18 protein-coding genes are annotated in these 26248 nt (G+C 50.3%); 10 read left to right on the top strand and 8 right to left on the bottom strand.

From position 1 onward, the window contains the following. Positions 1-100 precede the first annotated feature (100 nt). From ACYVH9_RS22305 to recR, 4 genes are all read left to right on the top strand, one after another. On the top strand, positions 101-1102 hold the full coding sequence (locus tag ACYVH9_RS22305; protein ID WP_460638624.1) for a helix-turn-helix domain-containing protein: 1002 nt from the start codon (positions 101-103) through the stop codon (positions 1100-1102). Between the two features lie 6 nt (positions 1103-1108). Further along, positions 1109-2413, top strand: a complete 1305-nt coding sequence (locus tag ACYVH9_RS22300) for a tyrosine-type recombinase/integrase (RefSeq protein WP_460638623.1) — start codon at positions 1109-1111, stop codon at positions 2411-2413. A 227-nt stretch (positions 2414-2640) separates the two neighbouring features. After that, positions 2641-2919 (top strand): ATP-dependent Clp protease adaptor ClpS, encoded by a 279-nt coding sequence (locus ACYVH9_RS22295; RefSeq protein WP_460638622.1) that lies wholly within the window; start codon positions 2641-2643, stop codon positions 2917-2919. Positions 2920-2999: 80 nt separating this feature from the next. Further along, positions 3000-3611, top strand: coding sequence for a recombination mediator RecR (gene recR / locus ACYVH9_RS22290; protein ID WP_460638621.1), 612 nt, complete (start codon positions 3000-3002; stop codon positions 3609-3611). A 17-nt stretch (positions 3612-3628) separates the two neighbouring features. On the opposite strand, the gene ACYVH9_RS22285 is transcribed toward recR, so the two are convergent. Further along, positions 3629-4597 (bottom strand): cytochrome C, encoded by a 969-nt coding sequence (locus tag ACYVH9_RS22285; RefSeq protein ID WP_460638620.1) that lies wholly within the window; start codon positions 4595-4597, stop codon positions 3629-3631. 199 nt (positions 4598-4796) lie between these two features. On the opposite strand from ACYVH9_RS22285, the gene ACYVH9_RS22280 reads away from it, so the two are divergent. The 4 genes from ACYVH9_RS22280 to ACYVH9_RS22265 all read left to right on the top strand — a co-directional run bounded on the left by ACYVH9_RS22280 (position 4797) and on the right by ACYVH9_RS22265 (position 9518). After that, positions 4797-5507 (top strand): superoxide dismutase, encoded by a 711-nt coding sequence (locus ACYVH9_RS22280; RefSeq protein ID WP_460638619.1) that lies wholly within the window; start codon positions 4797-4799, stop codon positions 5505-5507. A 138-nt stretch (positions 5508-5645) separates the two neighbouring features. Beyond that, positions 5646-6602 carry an isopenicillin N synthase family dioxygenase gene (locus ACYVH9_RS22275; RefSeq protein ID WP_460638618.1) on the top strand — a complete coding sequence of 319 codons (957 nt, stop codon included), beginning with the start codon at positions 5646-5648 and terminating at the stop codon, positions 6600-6602. Between the two features lie 254 nt (positions 6603-6856). Next, positions 6857-8068: a chromate efflux transporter gene (gene chrA / locus ACYVH9_RS22270; RefSeq protein WP_460638617.1), complete on the top strand. Its 1212-nt coding sequence runs from the start codon at positions 6857-6859 to the stop codon at positions 8066-8068. 58 nt (positions 8069-8126) lie between these two features. After that, positions 8127-9518, top strand: a complete 1392-nt coding sequence (locus tag ACYVH9_RS22265; protein ID WP_460638616.1) for a Gfo/Idh/MocA family protein — start codon at positions 8127-8129, stop codon at positions 9516-9518. Between the two features lie 43 nt (positions 9519-9561). Here the strand turns inward: ACYVH9_RS22265 and ACYVH9_RS22260 are convergent, their stop codons facing one another. Together ACYVH9_RS22260 and ACYVH9_RS22255 are read right to left on the bottom strand one after the other, a co-directional pair. Next, positions 9562-11424: an ABC transporter ATP-binding protein gene (locus ACYVH9_RS22260; protein WP_460638615.1), complete on the bottom strand. Its 1863-nt coding sequence runs from the start codon at positions 11422-11424 to the stop codon at positions 9562-9564. A gap of 85 nt (positions 11425-11509) precedes the next feature. Continuing rightward, positions 11510-12919: a DUF1593 domain-containing protein gene (locus tag ACYVH9_RS22255; protein WP_460638614.1), complete on the bottom strand. Its 1410-nt coding sequence runs from the start codon at positions 12917-12919 to the stop codon at positions 11510-11512. Between the two features lie 161 nt (positions 12920-13080). On the opposite strand from ACYVH9_RS22255, the gene ACYVH9_RS22250 reads away from it, so the two are divergent. Together ACYVH9_RS22250 and ACYVH9_RS22245 are read left to right on the top strand one after the other, a co-directional pair. Then, complete coding sequence (locus tag ACYVH9_RS22250) at positions 13081-13299, top strand: hypothetical protein (protein WP_460638613.1); 219 nt, start codon at positions 13081-13083, stop codon at positions 13297-13299. Positions 13300-13462: 163 nt separating this feature from the next. Next, positions 13463-13942, top strand: a complete 480-nt coding sequence (locus ACYVH9_RS22245; protein WP_460638612.1) for a low affinity iron permease family protein — start codon at positions 13463-13465, stop codon at positions 13940-13942. Positions 13943-14026: 84 nt separating this feature from the next. Here ACYVH9_RS22245 and ACYVH9_RS22240 read toward each other — a convergent pair whose 3' ends face one another. The 5 genes from ACYVH9_RS22240 to ACYVH9_RS22220 all read right to left on the bottom strand — a co-directional run bounded on the left by ACYVH9_RS22240 (position 14027) and on the right by ACYVH9_RS22220 (position 24709). Further along, positions 14027-14899, bottom strand: a complete 873-nt coding sequence (locus tag ACYVH9_RS22240; protein WP_460638611.1) for a glycosyltransferase family protein — start codon at positions 14897-14899, stop codon at positions 14027-14029. A 17-nt stretch (positions 14900-14916) separates the two neighbouring features. After that, a complete protein-coding gene (locus ACYVH9_RS22235) occupies positions 14917-15837 on the bottom strand; it encodes a PorP/SprF family type IX secretion system membrane protein (RefSeq protein WP_460638610.1) in 921 nt (306 codons plus the stop codon). A gap of 39 nt (positions 15838-15876) precedes the next feature. After that, positions 15877-18258 carry an OmpA family protein gene (locus tag ACYVH9_RS22230; protein WP_460638609.1) on the bottom strand — a complete coding sequence of 794 codons (2382 nt, stop codon included), beginning with the start codon at positions 18256-18258 and terminating at the stop codon, positions 15877-15879. A 125-nt stretch (positions 18259-18383) separates the two neighbouring features. Further along, positions 18384-19373, bottom strand: a complete 990-nt coding sequence (locus tag ACYVH9_RS22225; RefSeq protein ID WP_460638608.1) for a PorP/SprF family type IX secretion system membrane protein — start codon at positions 19371-19373, stop codon at positions 18384-18386. A gap of 5 nt (positions 19374-19378) precedes the next feature. Continuing rightward, positions 19379-24709: a T9SS type B sorting domain-containing protein gene (locus ACYVH9_RS22220; protein ID WP_460638607.1), complete on the bottom strand. Its 5331-nt coding sequence runs from the start codon at positions 24707-24709 to the stop codon at positions 19379-19381. Positions 24710-26248: the final 1539 nt, after the last annotated feature.

The raw sequence follows: 26248 nt of genomic DNA, 5'->3' as shown, positions 1-26248 counted from the left end.
TCGCTAAGTTATCATTGTCGTTAATAAAAATATTTGCGAATATTAATATTCCCTCCATAACTTGCAAGGAAATTAATATAATTATTAACGACAAATGCATATGACAGAAAACCTAATTGACTTTATGACCGTTAATGAAAAAATCGTGTCTCTTCGCGAACATCTGAAAATGAATAAAAATCGTTTCGCGAAATTCCTAAATATTGCCCCCAGCACGATGGGGCGTATTGAGGAAGGAATGCCGATTTCGCTGGATACGCTGAATAAGATTGCTAAAACGCTCGATGGTGTAACAATCGACTGGTTGCAGGATGAATCAGACAACGAGATTCCTCAAACCGTAAAACTGTCCGACGATATGATTTCGAGCAGTGAGCGGCACGAAGGAAGACGGCTCCGTAACTTTTTACGGCGCAACGACATACCGCAGAAACGACTTGCCGATCAGCTGGGGGTTTCCAAGACGCAGGTATACCACTACCTCGGCAGCGAACGGTTCCACCGGAACGTATACGATTCGCTGCTGGCCGCGTTTCGGGTGCTGCTTCGCCCGGACATTACAGAATCCGAAATATTCGGTTCTACGCGCCGGGATCGTGACAGTTCGGTTCAACTGCCGAAGGTAGAGCCGTTGCAGCGCTCCGACTTTCGCGGAATCCCCGCCATCACAGCAGAAATGCGCCGGTCAATCTCGGCTGAAGCGATTACGGAGTTACGGCAGAACTTCGCTCCGGCGTTGCGTCCCGACTCTGCGACTTATATAGTTAAGGATATGCTAAGCGAGGAAGAATTTGAGAAAGCTTACAGCCTGGAGGTGGTCGCCAGTGACCACATGGAGCCGTTACTCCCGGCAGGGTTCAAGGTGTTGGGGTTGTTGCTGAAACCCGAAGAGTACGGCCTGATTACCTCCGGGGTGGTCGCCATCAAGATTCAGGGTGCTCCCAGTCTACTGCTGAAAAAGGTTATGAGCAACAACCTACGAACAACCGGCATTCTCGAATTAGGGTCCTATAACATCGGCCTGGGTGGCACCATTCAGGTTCGCGAGCAGGATATTGAAATTATGTTCCGGGTTCCCCAGTCGCTGGGCGGGCCGATATAATCACGAATGGCAAACGTTACTTTTACTCCCTTTCTGAATGACAAGGCCAACGATGCCGGTCTGCATCTGGTCATGATTCGTATTACCTATCAACGCAAGCATAAGTACTTCGGAACGAGTGTTTACGTTTCCCGGAAATACTTCAATGAAAAGGCCAGCGCGGAAAAACAGAACTGGATTCTGCGCGGCCACAACGGCCACGAAACCGCCAACGGCATGATTGCGGCCTACCTTGAAAAAGGGAAAAATGCCGTCAAGAGTCTCGTTCAGATCGGCGAGCCCTATACCGTCGATCAAATCAAAAGGCGGATCGAAAACGCCGACAGTGATTCGTTCGATGCCTATCTGGTTGGCCGGGTGGCGCACTACAAAGCGCGGAAACAGAACGGTACCGCCCGGAACACGGAGGCCGTTCTGAAGTGTGTGCGCGGCTATCTGGGGCGTGACAATTTTAATTTGGCTGATTTAACCCGGTCGGCCATTGAAAGCCTTGAGACGTGGATGCTGAACCGACCGACCCGACGAAACCCCGAAGGCATGCACCGGAATACGGTTTCGGAGTACCTGCGCCGGTTGCATCAGCACATTCAGGAATTCATTGTGCAGAATAAATTGCCCGACAGCATGGACCCGCTCCGGGGAACGTCGTTGCCATCCGTGCCGACTAACCGGCTCCGGCTGACGACCGCCGAACTTCGGGTCATGGGCGAACTGGAGCTACGCCCCGACAAGCTTCCCTACCACGTCAGAAACATCTATCTGGCTTCGTATTACCTCCACGGCATTCGGGGTGGTGATATTGTCATGGCGCGCGTTTCTCAGCTTCACGGCGGCTGGCAAATGGTGGACGGCGTAGCGAAGCACCAGTACCGGTTTTCGTTTGTTTCCGACAAGTCGGAGAAGGGCAAAACGGTAATCATTGACGACCGGATTCTACCGATGCTGCTCCAGTACACCGAAGGGAAACAGCCGGACGACTTTCTGTTTCCGTTCCTGAAGGCGAAGCATAAGGAAATGCCGTTCTATCTGTTGAAGGAGAAAGCCAGCGCCCAGGTCAGCTACATCAACAAGCTTCTGAAGAAGATCGCCGAAGACATCGGAGTCCCTTCCGAAAAGATGACGATTCACACGGCACGCCATACGTTTGCCGAGCACGTTCTGGATGCAACCGGCGACATTCGACTGGTTCAGCTCACGCTCCAGCATTCGAAGATCGGCACGACCGAGCGGTACACCTCCGGGTTCAAGCAGCAGTACGCCGACAAAGCGAATGTGATTTACCGCCCCGAAAAAACGGGTACCAGCGACTGAAACATTACTGAAACAATTTTCGGTTGCAAACAGACGTAAACCTTCCGTTTTTCGGAGAAGTAGTTAATAAAGTTTTTTCGATGAAAACTAAGTTAATATTCGAAATTCGATCAACAACCGCGAAAATTCGACTATTAACCGTCGATCCGAAAAAACTTAAACGAAAGTGGACGTTTCATCCTCTTTTTGTGTTATATCTTTGCTAATCAAACAAGAAAATTCGTGTAATGCAACCGTTCGAAGAAAACGACGTTGAAGTATTGGAAGAAGTCATTGATACTGAACTCTATAATCTGGTGGTGTTCAACGATGATGTAAATACATTCGATCACGTCATCGACACGCTGATCGATGTTTGTGAACACACCCCCGAACAGGCCGAACAATGCACGATCATCATTCATTATAAAGGAAAATGTCGGGTGAAAAACGGGTCGTGGGAAGAACTGGTTCCGAAACGAAACGAAATATGCCGCCGGGGTATTTCCGCCGAAGTCTTAAAATAAAATGATGAATTATAAATGATGAACAATGGGCGGATCCCTATGCATCATTCATAATTCATAACTCATCATTATAAACCTGCATGGAATTTCCTTCCAAATTAATTGAAGACGCGGTCAATGAAGTGGCGAAATTGCCGGGTATTGGAAAAAAAACCGCCCTTCGACTCGTCCTGCATTTGTTGAAGCGGGATGAGGAACAAACCCAGAGTCTGGCCGATACACTCGTGGCCATGCGGTCGAAGGTAAAGCATTGTCGGAAATGTCATAACCTTTCCGACAATGACCTTTGCAGCATTTGCGCCAGCCATAAACGCGATCGTTCGCTACTTTGCGTTGTAGAAGATACCCGCGACGTGCTGGCGATCGAAAATACCGCCCAGTATAAAGGGATGTACCACGTTTTAGGAGGAATTATTTCGCCCATTGAAGGGGTTGGCCCCAGCGATCTAAAAATCGATTCGTTGATTGAACGCCTGCGTAATCAGGACGGCGATACAATCAAAGAAATCATTCTGGCGCTCAGTCCCACCATGGAAGGTGACACAACGGCCTTTTACCTTCAGAAAAAGCTGAAGGCGTTTCCGGTTAAAATTTCAACCATTGCCCGGGGGGTACCCATCGGTGGTGACCTCGAATACGCCGACGAAGTAACGCTGGGCCGGAGTATCCTCAGCCGAATTAGCTACGAATAAGATTCCGTACCCACTGGTTAATCGCCGTGGGTACGCGAAAAGACCTCCACTTTGCGCCGAACGGGCTTAACGGTTTTCAGGTAATCATAAATAGCCCCCAGATCCTGTTCCGACATTCCGGCGTACATCGACCACGGCATTACCGTATTAAAACCGTCGCCCGTTTGAGGAGCATCGAACGTGGCCGGATCGTACGTTTTGAAGCGACGGATAAAATCATTTTTGGTCCAGGAGCCAATTCCGGTTTCGGCATCGGGCGTAATGTTGGCTGTCCGGAGCGTTCCGGCTGATAGCTTTATTTCGGTTCCACCCGCAAAAGCCGCTTTTTTCGTTAAACCGCCCATGCTGCGCTTCGTGTGGCAGTCGGCGCACCCCGCCATCGTGACCAGGTACTTTCCGTACGAAACATCCTCCTTTTCCGCAGGCATGGGTTGTAAACGGGCTTTGTGCGGCATCATTTTCAGAGCCAGTTTGATTGGGGCAGTGGCTTTGGAGACAGGCACAGTATTTTCTACCGGTTCGAGTGTTCGCAGATAGGCCAGAATCGCGGTGGCATCCTGTTCGGCCATCTGTCCGTAATTTGCGTATGGCATCAGGGGAAACAACGGTTTCCCCGTTTTCGATACTCCCGCTGTTATGGCCAGCAGCAACTCGGTATCGGTCCAGTCTTTCAGCGCAAAAGGCGTAATATTCGGGGCGTAGTAGGTGCCGGGCAATCCGTAATTTTTGCCAAACTCCGCCCCTCCTCCACCGAACGTTCCAGACAGCACTGGTCCCGCCAGCCGGTTATAATCGCGTTTGGAATGGCAATCCATGCAAACCGCTACGTGATTGGCGAGGTAACGACCCCGCTCAAGCTGGGCCTGCGAAGTAGCAAGCTGGACGGTATGGATTCGACCCGTAACGGGCGAGTATGCTTTCGGACGCACGCAGCAACTCAGAAAAACCGCAACGACTGCGGTCAGCAGGAATACAAAACGATTCATTTCATTGTTGTTTACTGAAAATCAAAAATAAAGAACCGAAACGGTTTGACCTTCACGGAAATCAGTCTCTTGAGCGAACGGAAACCAGATCGGGTAGCATTTGTTACAAAAAAGTCGCTTTCTTTGCGCCGAACGAAAACATTGCTGTTTCGGGCGTGTTTTCCCAGAAACCGAGTATCTCACCTCAAACCATTCGGATATGAATCGCGCTGCGTTTTTAAAAATGGCATTTGGCAGTGTCCTAACCCTGAAAGCGTTACAATCGTCGGCTTTTGCCGGGTTTACCCAGGCAGAGGGGCCCTTCAAGCTTCCCCCACTTCCTTTTGACGCTGGGGCGCTGGAACCGCACATCGACAAGCAGACCATGGAAATTCACCACGGCAAACACCACAAGGCGTATGTCGATAACCTGAATAAAGCCGTTGCGGGTTCTTCAATGGCTTCTCTGTCGATTGACGAACTGGTTAAGAAAATCGACAATAGCACTCCCGCAGCCGTACGCAACAACGGTGGTGGCCATTGGAATCACACGTTTTTTTGGAACATTCTGGGCGCCAGCGGTGGTAAACAACCGTCAGGCAACCTATCGGATGCCATCAATAAGAAATTTGGCTCTTTCGACAAGTTTAAAGAAGAATTCGGCAAGGCCGCTGCCGGACGGTTTGGCTCCGGCTGGGCGTGGCTGATCGTCAGTGGCAAAAACATCGAAATTGTTTCTACCCCGAATCAGGACAACCCGCTCATGGCCTTGGCAGAGAAAAAAGGAACACCAATCCTGGGGCTGGACGTGTGGGAACATGCTTACTACCTGAAGTATCAAAACCGTCGGCCAGACTACGTAACGGCTTTTTGGAACGTTGTCAATTGGGGCAAAGTCAATGAGTTATACAATGCCGCGATGAAGGCGTAAACGCATTAAATCAGGCTTTTAGGCGTATAGTCTTTCAGGGTGAGAAGGCACACCAGCCAGTCGTCCGTCCGAAAAGCTGTAAACCTGAAAGCCTTTTTTAGTAATTTAGCGGTCGACTACACGAAGGCCATCAACAACATGAGCGATATCTTATATGACCAGATTCCGTCGCTGGATCTGGCCGATTTTAATTCCGATAATCCGGAGCGGAAAGCAGCGTTTGTCCGGGATCTGGGAGCAGCTTTCAACAACATCGGTTTTGTTGCCATTAAAAATCACGGCTTGACCGATGAGCTGACCGGCAAGCTGTATGACTCGGTAAAAGCGTTTTTTGCCGCCGACACCGAAATCAAACAAAAATATGAATTTCCCGAGCTTCACGGTCAGCGGGGGTATGTCGGCAAAAACAAGGAAACCGCCAAAGGTTTCAAGGTAGCCGATCTGAAGGAGTTTTACCATGTTGGACAGCCAGAACCCATTAACGGGATGCCGGATAATGTGTTTCCCGACGAATTTCCCCAATTCAAAGAAAATACGCTGACTACCTACCGCACCCTCGAACAGGCCGGCCGTACGTTGTTGCGGGCCATCGCCCTGTACCTGGAGTTGCCAGAAGATTACTTCGAAGACAAGGTCGATCACGGTGACAGCATCCTGCGCGCCATTCACTATTTTCCGCTGGACCCGAATCTCGTTCCGGAAGGAGCTGTTCGGGCGGCTGCGCACGGCGATATTAACCTGATCACGCTGTTGATGGGCGCTAGTGCCGAAGGGCTGGAAGTATTGCGACGCGACGGCAAGTGGATTTCCATCACGGCCCTGCCCGACCAGGTCATTGTCAATGTTGGGGATATGCTCGACCGGCTAACCAACCACAAACTCAAGTCGACGATCCACCGCGTGGTCAATCCGCCCCGCGAAAAAATGAATAGCCCCCGCTTTTCCATTCCGTTTTTCATGCACCCCCGGGCCGACATGGATCTAACCTGCCTCGGTAGCTGCGTTTCGACTGAAAGCCCTAAAATTTATGAAGATATGACCGCCGGCGCTTTTCTGGACGAACGGTTGCGTGAATTGGGGCTGAAAAAGAATTAGTCACGGGTATCAATAATTCGATTGAACGGTCCTATCTTGTCGCTTCATGAACCGATGTTTGTAGCCAATAAACACCCGTTCACGAAGCGACAATTTCATTTCAATTACCAGACAATCAGTTTGGTAAGCCATCCTATTAGCACGTAATCGTTTAGTACTCATCGTTAAACTCGACGAAACAAAGGAAGTTAACGCAATTGCATCTTTCTGATATAGAATGAGTTGTTATAACTCGTTCACAACGAATTTCGTGTATGGCTTCTTACCTCCCAACGTACCCTCCCATCGTCCCGGTAAGGCGCATACGCTATCTTATTTTTTTGAAAGACGTTCTGATCCTAGCGTGTACTACGTTTGGCGGGCCTCAGGTCCACCTAGCCATGATGCTCGACCGGCTGGTCACCAAACGCCGTTACCTGACAGAGGAAGAACTCATGGAGCTCAACGCGCTCTGCCAGATTTTACCCGGTCCCACTTCTACCCAAACCATTACGGCTCTGGGGTTCAAAATCGGTGGACCTAACCTGGCCTACCTGACGCTTCTGGTCTGGATGCTGCCGGGCATGTTGATTATGACCTCGGTAGCAATCGGGATGTACTACGTACAGCAACGTTCTATTTCACTGGCATTCACCCGCTTTATCCAGCCTATGGCCGTCGGCTTTTTGATTGTGGCCGGCTACCGCATTGCCCGAAAAGTGATTCATAACCAAATGGGACTGGTGCTGGCGATTGTCTCTACCTTAACAGCTTATGCGTTTCCTTCGCCTTACATTACCCCCGTTGTGCTGGTGGTGGGCGGACTGACCACGGCTTTTTCGTACGAAAAGCAAATCATCATGGAAAAAGCACCCATCCGAATTCAGTGGGCTAATTTTTTTCTGTGGTTGGGCGTGTTGATCGGTGCTGCTATTCTGGGGGCGGTTACGCAGTCTATGCCGATCCGGATTTTTGAGAACTTTTACCGCAACGGCAGTCTGGTTTTTGGGGGCGGTCAGGTGCTGACACCCATCCTTTACAACGAATTTGTTGAATTCAAACACTACCTCAGTCGCCAGGAATTTCTGTCAGGTTTGGCCATCGTTCAGGCCACTCCCGGCCCTACATTCTCCTTTGCCTCGTATATTGGGGCATTATCCCTCCGCGCCGATGGCTGGAGTGGTCAGCTCCTGGGCGGGTTAATGGCTTCCGCCGGTATCTTTCTACCCGGCACCTTCTTTATTTTTTTTGTATACCGCTTCTGGAACCAGTTGAAACGGTACCGCGCCGTACGGGCATCGCTGGAAGGGATTAACGCAACCAGCACCGGACTTACCATTGCCGCGGCTTTTTCGCTTTTCCAGCCTATGTCTGATCAGTGGTCATCGGTGCTGGTGGTGGTTGCTACAATCCTGCTGCTGGAATATTCCAGAATTCCGCCCTACGTGCTCATAATTGGCGGCCTTTTTCTCGGCTTTCTACTCTGAATTGAACAATGCCCTTACATAGGCGGTTCACCCGTAGCGTATTCTCAACGCTATGTTTATGAAACAACTTGATCAGTTTATGGGATGGTTTCACGGCCATGATGCAGGAGCGGTTTCGCGTCAGCAATTTTTACAGTGGACCGGGCGCGGAATCACCGCCGGAATCGTTGGCAGTCTGGTTGCTTCGTGCCGCTCCGGACAATTGCCCGCCCAATCACAAACAACGGTTTACAACACTCCGGATGGTGCGCGTGTACCCTCTTCGCCCTGGGAAACACCGCCCGCAAAAGTACCCGCCAACGCGGACGAGCCCATTCAACTGGAAGCCTGGAAAGCTAAAACGGAAAGGGAAACCGAGACCCCCGCCCCGCTCCCGAAGGATCAGCGCATTGGTTACGCTATCGTGGGTCTGGGCCATTTATCGCTGGACGAACTTTTACCAGCTTTTGGTGAGTGCAAAAAATCGAAAGTGGTAGCGCTGGTCAGCGGTAGTGCCGAGAAAATGCGCAAGGTGGCGCAGCAGTATGACATCAAACCCGAGAATTGCTACAGCTATCAGGAGTACGATAAGCTGAAAGATAACCCGGCTGTCCAGGCCATTTACATCGTCTTGCCCAATTCCATGCACGCCGAATACACCATCCGGGGTGCTCAGGCTGGCAAACACATTCTTTGCGAGAAACCGATGGCTAATTCCGTGCAGGAATGTCAGGCTATGATCGATGCCTGCAAAAAAGCCGACCGGAAACTGATGGTGGCCTACCGGATTCAGTACGAACCGAACAACCGGATGATTCGGCAGATGGTGCAGGAGCAGAAATACGGAACCGTGAAGTTTATTGAAGCTGTCAACAACCAGAATTCGGCCAATCCGCAACACTGGCGACACCTCAAGGCGCTGGCGGGCGGTGGAGCACTGCCCGACATCGGACTTTACTGCCTGAATACCATCCGGTATTTGCTGGGCGAAGAACCGATCGAAGTGTTTGGCTACCAGTACAGCACGCCCAACGATCCACGTTTCCGGGAAGTGGAAGAGCTCATGTCGTGGCAAATGAAGTTCCCAAGCGGTGTATATGCCAACTGCGCCACCCACTACGGTGTGCACGAAGCCCGGCGTTATCGCGTCTACGGCGAACGGGGCTGGATGGAGTTATCCCCAGCTTTTCCGTACAAAGGCATTCAGATGCAAACCTCCCATGCTGAGGGCAAAATTGAGCGCACGGAACACCCTAAACTCACCGAAATAAACCAGTTTGCAACCGAAATGGATCATTTTTCGGAATGCATCATGCAGAACAAACAGCCTTTTACACCTGGTGAAGAAGGTTTGCAGGACCAGCGCATTATGGAGGCCATTTATCAGTCGGCCCGGGAAGGTAAACCGGTCAAGCTACCGGAAATTAAGACCAAAGATACATTTCGGGGTCCTGTGCCGAAGGAAGCGTAACGAAATTTCTGATAGACCAGGAGCCTCTGTCAGGAATTTCAGCTTATTGATAGCCCCGTGCCTGCAACTGAAACAACTCAGCATACCGCCCTCCTTTCTCCAGCAACTCGGTATGGCTGCCAATTTCCAGGAGTTGACCGCTTTCCAGCACCAGAATGCGGTCGGCCATCCGGACCGTCGAAAACCGGTGCGAAATAATAACGGCCGTTTTCCCTTCCGTCAACCGGGCAAACCGTTGGAAAACTTCGTATTCGGCCCGGGCGTCCAAAGCCGCCGTGGGCTCATCCAGAATCAGGACCTGGGCATCGCGCATATAGGCGCGTCCCAAGGCTACCTTCTGCCATTCCCCACCTGACAATTCAACCCCTTTGCCAAAATTACGCCCCAGTTGCTGCTCGTAACCACCCGGCAATTTGGCAATAACCGCATCGGCCAAACTCCGTTGTGCCGAGTTTTCGATGCGGGGCTGGTTGGTTCGCTCGTCGATATCGCCTACGGCAATGTTGACTCCTGCCGACATTTTAAAGCGAACATAATCCTGAAAAATCACACTGATGTTTCGACGCAAATCAATCAGATCATACTCCCGAAGATCACGCCCCTCGAGCAATATACGCCCTTCGGCGGGGTCATAAAGTCGGGCCAGCAGCTTGACCAGTGTCGTTTTACCAGCACCATTCTCGCCCACCAGCGCCAGTTTTTCACCAGGCTTCAGCGTAAAGCTCAGATTACGAAGTGCCCAACGATCCGAATTGGTGTATTTAAAACCCACATTTTCAAATGCAAAACCGTTCTGAATCACCGCCGGAAAGGGCAACGGTTTTTCGGACGAATGAATCAACGGTTTTATATCGAAGAAATCAAACAAATCCTGCAAGTAAACAGCTTCCTGAGCTAAGCTACTGAATTGCAATAGAATACCTTCCATCGACGAACGCAGCTGGCGAAACGAACCTGCCATAAACGTCAGATCGCCAATGGTGATGGTACCGTTGACGGCCCGGGCCACAATCCAGACGTAAGCGCCATAATAGCCCACGGTTCCGATCACGGTAAGCACCGTACCCCAGCCCGCCCGCCGGATGGCCAGTACCCGGTTTTTCCGGAAATACTCCACCGAAAGGTACCGAAATCGGTCGATCAGAAAATTCGACAAACCGAAGATTTTTACCTCCTTAGCGGTTTCGTCACTGGCCCCAACAAACCGCAGGTAATCGAGTTCGCGCCGTTCGGGGGTCCAGCTTCGTGAGAGGGAATAGCTTTTCTGGTTAAAATAATTGTCTCCCATAAAAGCCGGAATTACGGCGATTAAAAGAAGAATCAGCAACCAGGGATTGTAGACTGCCAGACCAGCCGCCAGAAAACCGATTGAAATCAATTCCTGCAATTGCCCGAAAACGCCGGACAACAAAATCGACCGACCCGTAGTCTGGCGCCGGGCCCGTTCGAGCTTATCGTAAAACGTCGCATCTTCAAACTGCTCCAGATCAAGCGTTGCCGCGTGTTCCATGAGTCGGATCGACGTTTGATTGGTCACCAGATCGCCCAACAATCCGTCAATGAGACCCGTTAGTCGCCCCAACCCCGTTGATACTACCGCCAGGCCAAACTCAACCGCCACGAGTGTCCAGAGCCACTGCGCATCGCCCCCGTTTTGGCCAGACAGCCGAACCACTTCGTCAATGATCAGCTTGCCAATGTATAATGTAAGGGCCGGCATGGCGGCCCGAATCAGCCGGACAACCGCATTGCCCAAAAACAAGCCCGGCGAAGCCTGCCAGACCATACGAAAAAACGCGGGAATGTTACGCAAGGCCACAAAACGTTCTTTCCAGGAGAGCGAATCGGATTTAGCGCTTTCGCGGGCAGCACGTCCGGGAATATCAGGAATGGAAGATTTGGCCATATTTTACATACACCATCCCCGCCGAATTGGTTCTAACCCTGAGTAACCGGTTGTAGCTCACTCCGCTGCCGGAAAATCGCCGACTTCAAGGCAAGACCGTAAGAACAACCCGCTGATAGCGGGTTAGCGAGGGCGTGCCCGTATCGGTGACCGCCAGAATAAAATGTAGGGTCTCGGGCTTCTCCACCTTGGGGGCCTTGAAAAGAGCGTTCTTCTGGCGGCTACTCCGCAACTCCGGAACCCGGCTGCCTTCGTAAGTACCCACTTCCCGGTAGTACATCCATTCGTACGTTAATTCGTTGCCATCAGGGTCGCTGGACCCTTCAGCACTCAGCTTGACCTCTTCCCCACTTTTTGCCGTCAATTGACGGGCATGAGCCAGTTTTGCCACGGGGGGATGATTGGCTTCCTTGTACGGTTTGGTGGTCCAATCGATCCGGGCCGCAAAATCGTGCTGGTAGGCTTTTCGCCAGCGCCAGATTGTGGCTTTATTCGTATTGTGCCATGCGCCATCAAGACCCAGTACCTCATCTTCCGTGTCCGACCAGATTGGCCGGGTTTCGGGTTCAAGAAACCACTTCCGCGTGCGGGGTGTGTACAGCTCATAACGCCCCCCCCAGCTTCCGTAGTCGGGATGTTCGGGATCGCCCAAACCGTTATCAATCAGATAAAGAAACGTTGGCGTGTCGCCTTCCATGATAAAGTCCGTATGTGGATGTTCGGCCCCGAGTGGCCCGTGGTTCTTGCGAATATGCGTGTCGAGCCACGCATTACTAACCAGGTTGGAATCTGCTCCGTCAAACCCTCGCGTAAAACCGTCCCCGCTGATGCCCCGCCAGGTTGAATAATGATAACCACCCCTGGCGTGAAAACCAGGGCTAATGATGTAAAAGAGCTTGGGAAACGTTTTCCGAAGCCAGGGCCCGGCATCATCCTGATCAGAAATGGTATACACCCGCAGCTTGGCCACAAATTTGTCAACATCCTCCGGTGAACGGGTTTGGCGTACTTTCCAGAGTGCCTGCGCCAGGCAGTTTACGCCCCCCCAAACCGGAACCCAGACCGGACGGTCGTCTTTTTTATCCACAACAGCGATGATGTGTTCCGATCCTTCGGAATCATGGCCCGGGCCAACTGCTTCCATGCCATACTTCGGAACCCCCGATTTGATCAGATTTAACAGATGAGCGGTTTCGGGATACCCTTTTTCGTGCAGCAACAGGTTGTTTCGAACCTTTCCGTAAGCCTCTACAATCCGCCGAATCCGTTCTGGTGCCACCCGGCTGCGTTGATGCACAGAAGTTGTTGCCACCAACCCCTCCACGTCCCACTGATTGACATACGTCAGAAAACGGACCAGCGACTGGGCATCATCGGGTTCATTCTCTATGTCAGTCAACACCAGAACCCGTAATTTCGATGCGGGTTGCTGGGCGTGGCCTCGAGTTGCCAACAACACCAGGGAGGTTATAAAAACGTAAAATGAAAATCTCATACCGAGTAACGGTTTATAATGACTCAAAACTTACCAAAGTGTATGCGATCCAAAAGCTACCTTATTATTTATTTATCAGACAAAATCAGAATTCCGTCGCTGGCGGTGAAACAAAGCCATTTCGTTCCGGTTATGTCTATAGTTCTTTCCGGCTCACCCTAATGAAAGGCACTATTTTTTCCTGGTTTACGGCTTTTATTGTTCTCTCGACACTACTCAGTGCCTGCCAAGGCAAGCATAAGCAGGATCGTAACGAGACCACCACCGCCCCCAGACGCCCCACGGATCTGCTCGAAGCACCCCATGTCCCGCCCACGGTCAAACCCACCAAAAAATCCCAGGATTCAGCAACTACAGCGCGCCCTGTCCGGATTCGTTGACGTCCCAAAATGAGTTTAATGCTATCTTAATGAGGAGGAAGCTCCAAATTCCGATTTTAGACGTTGTTAAACAAACGTGACTAAGAACGAGTGTCGTTGCCTACACACGCTATATGGGTACCCTCAGACGTATTTACCATCTATTCTTCATAACTAACTTTCCATGAAAAAGAAAGGCTTCACTGCCCAATTTGAACACTTCTCGACCGTTGTCACCAAAGCTACCGGCAGTTCGGCAGCCTTTTTACTGGCACTGCTAACAATTATCATCTGGCTGGTTACCGGTCCTATCTTTCATTATTCCGACACCTGGCAGTTGATCATCAACACCGGCACCACCATCATCACCTTCCTCATGGTGTTTCTGATCCAGAAATCGCAGAATAAGGATTCCATGGCCATTCAACTCAAATTAAATGAATTAATTGCAGCCCACGACGGTGCCAGCAACCGATTGCTCAATATCGAAGACCTTTCGGAAGCTGAGCTTCAGGCCCTCCACCGCTACTTCTGCATCCTGGTAGAAAAAGCAAAACAAGACGAGAAAATAACGGCCTCTCATTCTGTAGAAGAAGCTGAGGAGCGTCACCAGGAAAAACTCGAAACAAAACACCGAGAGAAGAAACGGAAGAAGGCCGCGTAGGCTGCCCCACTATCTATCTTACAACCAAGACCGTTGAGCTTTCTTAAAACCCAGGGTACGGTACCAAACCGGAGGAGCTTTTGTTTACAGTAGTTTGTAATTCCGATACTCACCAATCCGCCAGCCGATCAGGTTTTCGATTGCTTTCAACAACCGATTTTTGTAGGATAATTTCTTTTGCCGGATATCGAAATCGAACTGCCAATCCATCCGCTTAATGCGCGGCTGCATCACTGCGGGGTGCGTTCCTTCGAATAACGCCAGCGAATCAACCTCGCCGTAATCGAAGTGCTGAAGTTCCTGACGTGTTCTGTCCATGTGTGCATCGTCGTGCCAATACCGGCCAAAATTACTCAATTTGTCGGCTTGCTTATCCGGCGGTTTCACCCAACCGTAGTGATACAGCGTCGCATCGATGAGCTTGACGTTTAATTTACGGTTATTATAGGTCCGAAACCCCTGCGCGTCACGGTAGGCGGCTATGTTACCGTTGTTACGAACAATGCGAACTTCCCGACGGTACCACCGTCGGGAGTCGCCGACGTACCGGTAAGATCCGTAGAAATGCAGGTAATTGAGTAACAGGCCTTCCACGGTCTGGTCCTCCTTGTATTTTGTCAGTGCCTCCCGGATAACAGGAAGATATTTTTCGTGCAGCACCTCGTCACCCTGGATATAAAACGCCCAATCAGAATCGGGTGCTACAGCCGCCAGGGCTTTATCGGTTTCAACCGCCAGCACCTGCCCACCCGCCCGCAACGAATCGTCCCAGATGGTTTCCACAATTCGAATTTTGTCTGAAGGAATGGATCGAATAAGCGCCAGGGTATCGTCTTCAGACTGCCCGACTGCCACCACAAATTCATCGCAAAGGGGCAAAACTGACTGAATCGCTTCAACAATCGGATAATCATACCGAACGGCATTTCGGATGAAGCTAAATCCGGAAACTTTCATTTACCGACCGTTTGGGGTTATTTATACTGAAATTTGATCGGACTCGGGGTGTAACGGAACACCAGTTCGTGCACGCCTTTCTGAAAATAAAAAGGGTTCTCGACCTGGTTGCTGTTGAACGTATACCCTACCCGAATACTGTTCGACAACTCGTATTCTGCCAGAAGAACGAAGTAGTTCAGGGTACTGATGAGGGAGCTGTTGTTGGCCCGATACGACACCCCAAGCCCAAGCTTCTCTTCAATCCATATTTTAGCGTTGAGGTCGATCCCGAGCGGAAGGCCTGTTTGGTGGGTTAGCAGTATAGATGGTAAAAAATCGATACTTTCGCCCGCGTCAAATCGTCCCCCGAAGTTGATAAAAAGTGGGCGTTGGTAGCGCACAGGAAGATTTTGCCGACTCCCCAAAGCAATAGGACGAGTCACTAATTCGGGCATCGACACGCCCGCCCAGAACCGTTCGGCTTCGTAATAGACACCCGCCCCCACACTCGGCATAGCCCGGTTAAACGAGGATGCCGTAGCGGGATCATAAATTGGCAATACATTGATTCCGCCCGAAGCACCAAACGATAGCTTCGCCATCGATGGTAAGGTAATTCGGTATGACAAACTTCCGTAAAAACCGGTCGATGAGTAAAGCCCCATCCGATCGTTCAGGGCCTGAAGTCCAATACCAACTTTGCCTCCCCCCACTGCCCCATCAGCTCCGAAGCTTTGCGTAACCCCAAAACCCGGTCCACGCAGGGCAAGCCATTTCCGACGAAAAATGGCCGTCATGGTCAGGCTTTCGCGACTGCCGGTATAAGCCGGATTGATCGTTAACGGATTCGTCAGGTATTGCGAATAGAGGACTTCACGCTGGGCCCAGGCGGTCTGTTTAAAAGCCGTGATCAAGGCAAGAGTAAGGACGGTTTTCCAGACAAACGATCGAATCATTCACACGGGGGATTGGATGTACGAAGGTACAAATTAAAGCTATTCTACCTGAAGTATTTTTATCTCCGTCCGGCGATTGCGTTGGTGATCGGCTTCGGAGCACACCTCTCCATCCCGGCACTCGTTCAGGAGCAGGCTTTCGCCGTACCCTACCGCTGTCATCCGCCGGAACGAAATACCGTTTTTTTGAAGGTAAGCAACAGCGGCCCTGGCTCGTTTTGTCGATAACGTTTTGTTGTAAACAGCCGAGCCACGACTATCGGTATGCGATCGCAGCTCGATGCGCATCGCCGGATATCTAGCCATCAAAGCAACTAATTTATCCATTTCTACTGCTGCATCCGATCGAATTTCCCACTTATCGAGATCGTAATAAATATGATCGATTTCAATCACATCACCTTTACGAAACATGACCAACTCAGCAGGAGCTTCTTCTCCTGGCAAAATACGGGCACCCGCGGTTCCCATGCCTTCTTTCACCGCTTCGATCGTATAGTCACATCCTAAATCAACCAGAAACTCGTAGTTTCCTTCCAGACCGGTCATCATTTTCAAAACCGTGCTGTCACAGGGGCTTCGTAACACCACTTCAGCACCTTCGACAGGTTGGCGTTCCGAATGAGTGACAACCCGTCCGCGGACTACGGTTTTTACCGGTTTTCCAGGTACGTGCGGACTGGACTGGAGTGGTATTTCCAACCGAACCGGCAAATCATCCGACAATCCTTTGGTTGAAAAACCCAGCCGATTAGACTGATAGCCGTCCACGGAAGTAGAAATCAGAAAAGTACTTTCCGGGTCCAGACAAATCCGGACATTCCCCTCAGCATCGGCCTGTGCCTGCCGCTTCCCGTCTTCCAGGTCCTGCTGATCAACATCGACGCGGGCATTTCCAAGCGGTTGTTTAGTTGAAGCATCGAATACATGAATAACGAGTTCACGACACGTATACAAGGATCCTTCCCGCCGGAACCGGTAGATATCATCGTCGCTCCCTCCTCGCAACCGGTTGCTGCTGATGTAGCCCAGCATACGTGCTCCATCGGTAACAATGCCAAAGTCATCCTTGGAAGAATTGAACGGTTCTCCGATGTTTTCAACCGACTTAGGGGTCGTTCCTCCCACTAGCTGGGCATAAAAAATGTCCAAATCACCCAAACCGGGATGCCCGTCGGAAGAGAAATACAGGTTGCCCCGATCGTCAACAAATGGAAACAGTTCGTTTCCTTTGGTATTGATGCTCTCACCCAAATTGACCGGTTCCGACCACTTCCCATCAGCAAGTCTGGACACATAAATATCCGTTCCGCCGAATCCGCCCGGGCGATCAGAGGCAAAATAAAGTAGTCTATCGTTCGGATTCAATGCCGGATGCCCCGTCGAAAATTCGTCGCTATTAAAGGGCAGTTCCTGCGCTCCACTCCAGGTCCCCCTGTGTTCTTCGGCAACATATAGCTTCAGTTTGTTGATACCGTCGGAGCTTTCGCGGTATTTCCCATCGTTGTAATTGTTGCGCGTAAAAAAAACTTTGGATCCATCTTTTGTAAACGCAACTGGTCCTTCGTGGTATTTCGTATTGAGGACCCGGCTGAATCGACTCGCCCCGGGCGTTACCTCATCGTTCGAAATGGTAAGAGGCTGCCCATTGGCTCCGATCGAAAAGCCTAAGGTTTTGCTGTCGTTGGCCGTCGAACGCGTATAGGCATCTTCGCCCAAAACCCGTTCAGTTCGAGACGTTTTTCTAGAGCGACTGGCTGTTCCTCCCCCTAAACTAGCAACAGTTTCCTGAACCACGGGAGCTTCAGGCATGTAGTATAAGTCCAGAAAAGTTGAATTGTCCCAATTAAAAACCCGTTTTAACGCATTCCCCTGGCGTTTGTTCGCAACAAAAACCAAGCCTTCCTTGTAGTACATCGGACTGAATTCCGACTTGGTTGTATTAAATTGCAGAAACTCAATTTTGTAATTTCCGGCGTTGCGCGACAGTACGCTGACGTCATTGTAAAGCTTTGAAAACCGTTTTCCCCGTTGATCGTCCGTCTGGAGTTTGTTGTACTGTTCATAAACGTCCTGTGACTCTTTGTACTTCCCATTGCTAGCCAGCGCCTGTGCATAATAGAGATAGCAGGAAATGTATTCGTCAGCGGGCGTCTTAAGCTGATTTGTTAGTGTACGATAAACCCGTTCAGCATTTGGCATGTCCCGAATCTGCCGGTAACTATACCCGAGTTTGGCTAACGCAGCCAATCGTTCATTCTCTGATAATTCTGTGCGATTCATCGCCTGCTCATACAAGCCGATGGCGTTGTTGTACGCCAACAGATCAAACTGGCGGTCGGCCTGTTTCAATAACGACTGACTCATCAGGAAATTAGAACAACCCAATACCAGAAAACACAACAGGTAAAAACAGCGCATACAATCAGTCATTAGCCCATGTCTTGCTTGTCAAAGGCCATAATTCGGATCGTTTTCAAAATGGTACAACAATCTTTTCTTGCCGGATGAGGATTAATCCAAACTATGGATTTACCAAAACCGTATCAGAAATAACGGGGAGTCAGAATCTTATTTTTTCCAAATCCAAGCTCATACCGGAGCATAATTTCATGCGAAGGTAGTTTGAACGTTTGCATGGTATTCAGCATGTAATCATAAGCGTATCCCAAACGCAGCTGATCCGATAGCTGTACTTCCACAATACCAACAACCGCATCCTGGTCGTAGACCTTACCTTGTATGCGTGCGCTTTCGTAGCTATTAAACTGGTTTCGGCGATATGAAACACCGACCGCAACGCGTTCAGCAATCCATAGGTTCAGGTTTCCGTCGATACCCAGTGGCGCGCCTTCTACGTATTTCACCAGCGTCGACGGTTTTAACTTCAGCGCCGGACTCAGTCGAATCACAAAGCCGGCCATTGCATAGACGTGACGGCGTTGGGTCGCTTGTTGTAAACCGGAATCATAATCGGTCAGTCGGTTTTTTATTAGCTGCGGCACCGAAACGCCGATGTATGATTTATCATTGCTTAAGAAAATCCCCGTTCCGAAATTGGGTAAGATTTTGGAAATGTTCTGAGCAAAAGCCTGGTCACCCTCCTGATCCGTCCGGACTTTGGTTAAATCGGCCTGAAAGCTGCTGGCCCCGGCCTGAAGACCCAACCCCAATGTTGACCGGCTGCCCACTTTAATCCGAAAAGCATAGGAGGCATAGGCACCAGTAGTACTATACTCGCCAATCCGGTCATTAAACAATTGTAGGCCGAGGCCGATTCGCTCCCGATTGATGGGCATGTCGGCGGTAAATGTTGTGGTTTGCGGAGCTCCCTCAATCCCTCCCCACTGGTTTCGGTAAAGAGCGGTCATGCTCAACACTTCCCGGCTACCCGCATAGGCCGGATTTAAAGCCATCATGTTGAACATGTACTGCGAAAACATGTGGTCCTGCTGAGCATGAACCTGTTTGGCACCCACTGTGCAAGCCAGCAGCAGTGCTATTTTTCCGAATTTTCTGGTAAAACTGCGTATCATTTTTGTTAGCGATTAATCGTCATAAACCGTATGAACCTTCGGCCATCACTCAATTCAACGACGTAGAAATACGTGCCATCGGGTAATCCTTTTCCACTCGAACCGACTCGCACACCGGTATTTGTCGTGCCATCCCAGTCGTTTTTGTAATCAAGGTTTCGGTAAACTGTGTGGCCCCAGCGATTGAAAATCTCCAGCCTTACGGTAGCTCCTCCCGTATTACGAATGACGAACAAATCATTTTTACCATCGCTGTTGGGCGAGAACCCTTCGGGTATTATGATCTCATCCGGTTTGGCATTTAAAATCAGGGGCGTTGCAACACGTTCCTCGTTTTCGGTCGGATCATTGTTTCCGTTCGGATCTGGATCAAAACCGTCGGTCGATACATCGCGTAGCGTATCTGCACCAGCTACAGCCATCGCATAGGCCGAATTGAGGTACGGCGTGGTGCGGCCATCAGTTTTTACATTCAATGCCAGCAGCAACGTATCGCTCTTGCCAGCCCCCAGTTTACTGCCCGATGCTAACATTTCTGTTTGCGCATCTCCATCGAAATCTTCACGGTTTCGCAATTCACTTCCCATTGCAACTTTTGGCGACTCGAGCACCCGATAAGTGGCTCCCGTCGTTGTGTTGAATACCTCCGCCAGGTTGTCACTGATCTGAACATTGGTAAAGTCCTTCGATCCGTAGTTCTTAACAATGATCTGATAAGTCACATTGTAGCTGCCGTCGGCCTGACGCGCCGTGTCTTTTACCGCCATTGCCACACCTATATTTGGTGCTACAGGTGGCCCCAAGAGTATCACAGTTGTGGGCGTGCTGTTATTCCTCGGATCCAGGTCATTGTCTGGATCGACGTTCGGACCAGCCGTTGAGGTATCCGTCAGCATCGTCACGCCATCAAATGCCATAGCGCTTGCCACGGCGATATTATGGTAGTTCGTCGTCTTGCTGTTCCGAACATCAACGCGTACCGTCAGGTTGATATTCCGCGTACTATTCCTTGGCAGGCTACTGAGTGAATCGACCAGCAGATTCGTCAACATTCCTTGGCCTGTATACGTTGTATCAACCGTCAGTCCCGCATCTGCCGTCACGACGGGCTTCTCAGGTCCAATAAGGACATCATCACCGAATGTCTGTGCCAGGTTATCAACCACCTGCACCCGGTTCAAGTCATCAAATCCAAGATTAGTGACTTTTATCGTATAGGTGATTTTGTAAGCGCCCGAACCGAGATCTTCCAATTTGTTAATCAACTTAGCGGCTCCTAATAAAGAAGGGGGCAGATCAAACCGAACGCCGGTCGGGATACTACCCAACGGTGCAGGGTTAAAGCCATTGTTCGACAGATCAACCACAACCGAATCGGCATGGAGGCCAGACCCAATGATTTGCGTATAGAAAGGACCTGACGCCTGATTAGGCTGAATGTTTACGGTAACCAGTACCGTATCCATAGCACCAATAGCTAAGCTACTCTTCTCACGATCCAGCAGCGACGATAATCCACGTCCATCGAAATTCGGGTTCGGAGTTAACGTGCTTCCAACCCCCACAATCGGCTGGCCAACCACTTTGTAAGAAACCGGGTCCTCAAAACCAGCAACCAGACTATCCGACAACTGAATTTGTGTCAGGTTCGAGCTACCGTAATTTTTGATGGTAATCTTATAGGTGACATTGTAACTGCTATCGGCCTGTTGCTTCACATCCGTCACCGCTAGGGCTACTCCAAGCTGCGAGAGGGGAGCCGAGTCGAAACGGGCCGGCGTTGGCTCGCTGTTGTTATTCGGGTTGCCATCATTATCTGGATCAGCCAAGGCGCCATCCGTTGAAGCATCATCGACGGTTGTCCCATCCAGTTGCGCCAACAAATACGCCTGATTGAAGAAAGTCTTCGTCAGACTACCCTCCGGATGCATTCTAACGTTGACTTTCAATAGAATGTGTTCCGTTGTTCCCGCTTTTATAAAACTTTCGGGAGTCAGTAGCTGCGTCTTGCCAACCCATCCGGAATAACTGTCATTCAATTTCAGGGTTGATGAATTATCAACGGTTACTGAAACGGATTCGATTACATGCGGATCGAACACGGACTGTACATCGTCAGTCACCTGTACCTTTGTTGCATCCTGGTTACTGAAGTTTGTAAGCGCGATTTCGTACGTAAACTCGAATAGGGTTTCTTCTTTTTGCCGAACACCCTTCAGGGCTTTTGCTACACCGACCATTCTTGATTCGGAAGCGGTGCCATCTTTGATCGTAACCGTCGCCTTGTTGTCTGCCAGGTTTGGATCTACCTGGTCGAGGTACGTAATTTCAACCAGATTTGTAATTGGCCCCTTTGTCAATAACCGTACGGTATACTTGTACGTTATTTCTTCGTTTGCCGACAGAACAGACACCCAGGCCCCTAGATGCCCGTGAGCATCGACAATTAGATTGCCCGGTGAAACCAGCTCCAAGCCCGTTGGTAGAATAATCCGGATGTCGCTATGGGTGGCTGAACAAGCTCCTTTGTTGCCTAGCTTGACCGTAAAAGTGACAATCTCTCCCACTTTGGGGGCTGGCTTGTCTACCTCATAAGTAACATATAGGTCTGAGCGGCAAGTATCTGTATTACAATCGAAGATAGAAACATCAATCATTGTCGCGGCACTGTAGCATCCCGAAATGCTTCGTTCGAAGGCGTAAAACACGCCACGGCCTACAGAATCGGGCCGCACCACAATGGGTGAATTTGGATTTTCGCCACTATGGAATTCAAAAACACCACCCATCGTAAATGGCTTATTCTCAACCACCTTAGCCAAATTAACCGTATGAGACGGGCACGTATTACGCGCCATCATCGGGGCAATCGGCGATTCGATCGGGTCTTTGACCGTGATGACCATCGCTTCGGAAGGAACCGATGTGCAGCCTTTCTCATCGACAATTTGAACCGAATACGTTCCACTGGCTTTGACCAGAATACTTTGCGAAGTTGCCTGCGTATTCCAAAGATACTTATGACCGTCTGGCGCGGCATTCAGGACAACCGAATCACCATGACACAACACGGTATTTACCGACGCAATAGTCGGCCGAGTAGCTGGCCCCTGAATGGTGAGTCGCAGGGTCGATTGAGCCGCCTGACAAGGACCATTACCGTCAGGATCGTTGGTCGTAAATGTCAGATTAACAAACCCTGCCTGAACATCCGATAACGACGGCCTATAGGTTGCATCCAGCAACGCTGCGTTATTGAATGTTCCTGTACCGCTGGTAGTCCAGACGGCACTTGTAGCAGCACCTCCTATAGCGCCATTCAGCTTATACTCTTTTGCAGCACAGATCGTTGCATCTGGCCCCGCCGACACGGAAGCTGGGCTGGTGGTGCACAACACCGCATTCTCGCAGTCAATAATCACCACCATAATCGGACTTGACAGGCTAAAACAACCGGTTGTGGTTTTCTCAACGACATAATAGGTACCGGCCCCCACTGATTTTGGATTGGCTACTTTTTGCGCCGGATCCGGTGTCGCTGAGGTATAGAATTCAAAAATACCTCCCGTTGAAGACGTTGTACCACTGACGGCTTTGGTCAGATCTGCCGTTGTCAATGGGCATTGATTAATTAGGTTAGTGGCTACTGGTCGTGCCACTTTCGGCGACACCTTAACGACAATATCATTCGACTTTTCGCTTTTGCAGGCGCTGGAAGAACAACAGACTGCCGAATACGTCGCCGACAGGGCTGGAGTAATGACTATTTCAGGCCCGACCTGATTGTTGGACCAGATAACATACCCATCCTGGCACCCCTGTGCTCTTAGTGTTACCGCTCCTCCGAAACAAACTGCCGTGTTACTCGCCGTAACCGTTGGCGATACCGGAGTTCCGATTTTCACCGTACTTAATGGCGACTTCTCACTGACGCAATCACCGATTGCACACGTTGCCCAGTACCCCGTGGTAGCTGTTGGCTGAATTTCGATGCTGGTTCCGCTGGCGCCCGTTGACCAGGTAACGACACCCAGACAACCAATAGCTGTTAGTTTTGCGGTTTCGCCCGGACACAGCACGGTTTTATCAGCAACAACGGTGGGCGGGTTGAGCATGGTTACCGACACGCTCACGGGAGCCGAAGCACCACTTTCGCATTGATCCATTTTACAGATCGCCGAGTAGGACTGATTTGCCATTATAGTATGGATCGAAACGCTACGACCGGTTTCGCCCGTTGACCAGACAATCAAACCGTTTGTACACCCGGTTGCGGTCAACGTGGCTGAGCCTCCATAACATACCACGGGAGTCGAAATGGATACCTGCGGTACGGGAATATCACAATCCCCTTTGATTCGAATGACGACCGGTGTAGGATCACTTAAACATCCCTTGATTTTACAGTGCGCATAATAGCTTGTCGTTGTGGTTGGGCTTACTTCAATACTGCTTCCGGTCATACCCGTTGACCAGATGATCTGGCCACCGCTGCATCCCGAAGCGGAGAGTACTACCGTTTCCCCCGGTTCAATTTCTGTTTTTGAGGACCATACGACTGGCGAAGTTGGTGTGTTCACTACTACCGTATACGCGTCCGAAGGCGCACTGGTACAGGGATGATTTTGGCAAACTACGGTATAAGCTGTTGTCTGATTTGGAGAAACGAGAATACTCGTCGTTGTCGCTCCATTCGACCATAGGGGAACGCCGGAGCAACCTGTAACCGTCAGCAGAATTTCGTCACCCAGACAGATATGGCCATCGGTGCATTTGCAGACCCGAATCTTCGGTTTTTCCGGGGTATTGACCCGAACCGTAACTTTGGCCGGGGCTCCATTGCATTGCTCGCTCATCCTACAGGCTGCATGATACTCCGTCGTTTGCGTCGGATTTACAACCAGGGTATTTCCAGTTGCATTAGTCGACCAGACCACCGTTCCGGTTCCACAACCAGTTGCGGTCAGCGTTACTGTTTGTCCGCTACAAACCACATCATTCGAAGCGGTCACTGTTGGCGTCGGCGCGTTACTGTTGGTAACATTGACGGTAATTACGTTGGAAGCCGTGCTAGCACAAGCATACTCTTTGCATTGTGCCGTATAATTTGTCGTAGCACCCGGACGAACCGTAATACTGTTACCCGTTGAATGATCAGACCAAATCACCTGACCACTTGCGCACCCTTCTGCCGTCAGCGTGACGGTTTCACCCGCACAAATCAACGTTTTATCCGATTTGATAATGGGCGCGGCCGGATTAACTACTGTTACTGAAAGTGGTATTGAAGCCTCGCTGGTACAATTACCCACTTTACAATAGGCCCGGTATGTCATGTTACTCGTTGGCGATACACTTACACTAGCTTCAGTAGCATTGTGAGACCAAACAACCGTTCCAGCACAGTTCATTGCCGTCAGTTGGACCGAACTACCCAGGCATATTACATCCGCGCTGATATCAACCGAAGGGGGCTGAGGCTTCACCACCGTAATTACATGTGCGTCTGACGGAGGACTTGTGCAGCTCCCTTGTACACATACAACCGAATAAGAAGTGGTTTCTTGAGGAGACACCACAATGCTCGCCGTAGACTCCCCTGTTGACCATCTTGGCGTACCTGTACAGTTCGACACCGTTAACGTACTATTTTCGCCAGGACATACGCTATTGAGCGTACTGCTAATGATTGGTTTTGGCAACGGTCCCGTTCGGATGGTTATACTTTGCGACGGGCCGCTGATACAATTGTGGATCCGGCAGTTCGCATAATAGGTTGTTGTACCTTCTGGAACTACCGAAATCACAGATCCCGTTGCTCCCGTTGACCAGATGACTTTCCCTTCACAGCCCGTTGCCGTCAAGCTCACCGAACCACCTATGCACACATTAACCGAGCTGGCAACAATAGTTGGGGGACGTGGATCTGATACTTTTATAACGACCGGTTTTGACGGTTCGCTGATGCAATTGGCAAGTTTACATAGGGCCGTATACGTAGTCGATACGGTGGGTGTAACTACGATACTCTCCCCAGTCTCATGTGTCGACCATACGACAGTCCCTTCACAACCTGTAGCATATAATTTCACCGCATCACCCGGGCAGATATCAGTTGTTGAACAGATAATAACCGGTGGCTCTACCGTACACGTTGTACATTGAATTCCGGTTATCGTAACCGTAGCAGCTTCTGGGCTTGAACAACTACCAACAGTTTGCGTCACGGTATATAATTGATTACCTGCCATCATCGGAGTAACATATACGGTAGCGCCAGTTGATGAAGACAATCCTAAACCTGTCCACTGGAACGTTGCTCCTTGAGTGCCAGTTGCGGTTAAGGTAACAGCTTCACCTATACAGGTTGTTACCGACGGAGATACCGAAATTTGTGGTTTACCAGGCAAATCGGGTGCTGACAATAAAGCGGTTACCGAATTAGTATGGCATTCGCCCGCTACAATCGTTATGCTGTAAGAGCCAGCCGCAAGTGCGGTCAAAGTGACTTGTCCATTGTTATTCGCAGTGCCGGTTCGCAATATACTTTCCCCATTATTGCGCGAATAACGGATCTGATAATTTTGATTTGCAGCAAGTCCTCCAATCGTAATGCTTCCATCGTTATTATCGATACAAGAACTCGGATTTGCTTTTGCAACTACCTCCACCACCGGCAGCGGGTTAACCACCACATCCACCATCGCCTGGGCTACACAGCCCGGCTGCTGAGGATCATTCACCGTCACCGTATAACTCCCACTGCTGGTTACAGGGCTTACATTCACACTCGAACCCGTCCCGCTGAACCCGTTAGGGCCCCGCCACACGTAGCTCACACTGCCCACCGAGCCACTCACACGCGCCTGCAGGGT

The organism is Larkinella harenae (assembly GCF_054780515.1).
This window is presented reverse-complemented; position numbering and strand designations above follow the sequence as displayed.